Origin of the sequence: Streptomyces griseicoloratus, assembly GCF_014534645.1 — a bacterium.
Lineage (GTDB): Bacteria > Actinomycetota > Actinomycetes > Streptomycetales > Streptomycetaceae > Streptomyces > Streptomyces griseicoloratus.
This window is the reverse complement of record NZ_JACVQF010000010.1, coordinates 1-808: the sequence shown is the minus strand read 5'-3', so window position 1 is coordinate 808 and position 808 is coordinate 1. Positions and strand designations below refer to the sequence as shown.

The 808-nt window shown below is 66.1% G+C and carries 1 protein-coding gene and 1 pseudogene; both read left to right on the top strand.

Annotated features, from left to right (window positions below; genetic code table 11):
- Window positions 1-592, top strand: a 592-nt coding sequence (locus H0H10_RS00205; protein WP_188178720.1) for a GntR family transcriptional regulator, incomplete at its 5' end; no start/stop codon positions are given.
- 125 nt (window positions 593-717) lie between these two features.
- Window positions 718-808: pseudogene (locus H0H10_RS41530) on the top strand (SCO3933 family regulatory protein); the annotation flags it as partial.

Genomic DNA, 808 nt, shown 5'->3' with positions numbered 1-808 from the left:
CCCGACCGTCGTCCGGGCTCTGGAGCTGCTGAAGCGGGACGGCTGGCTCGAGTCCCGGCAGGGATACGGCACGATCGTCCGGGGTCGCCCGGAAGTCGTCGAGCAGAAGGACCGGCGAGGGCGTGAGGCGCTGGAGCGCGACGAGTCGCAGGGTGCGGGCCGTCTGATCGAGGTCGGGCACGTGCCTGTCCCGGCTCGGGTCGCCTCGGCGCTCGGTCTGCCGAAGAGGGCCGAAGTCCTCATGCGCCGCTTCCTGGTCGAGGAGGACGGCGAAGCTGTTGAGTTGGTCTCGTCGTACTTCCCCGCCGGCCTGGCGGAAGGCACTGAGCTGGGGTCCCGAGAGCCCTTGAGCGGCAGTCCCCGTGAACACCTCGAAGCGCGGAAGAAAGTCCGCTTCGACCACGTGACCGAGCGGGTCTCCGCTCGGCTGCCCGAAGCCCGTGAAGCCGAGCTGCTGGATCTGCCGGACGGCGTCCCCGTGCTGAGTGTCCTGGTCATCGCGTGCGACGCCTCCGGTCGAGCCTTGCAGGTTGCTGACGTGCTCCTGCCTGCCGACCGGCAGGAACTCGAAGACACCTACCGTCTGAACTGACTCCCACCTCGGGTGAAACTCCCGCGATAGCAACTTGACAAGTCAACCTGGCATTCCTAGCTCGAACTTGCTAAGTCAACTTGTCAGGCTGGCAGGTTGATCGACTTTCAGAAGGAGTAATTCCTGTGCGTGTGATCCGCGTTGACGCCTCGACCGCCACGATCCTGCTCACCGAAGCTCCGGCGCCGAAGGTGCGCGACCGGCAGACCGGTGAGA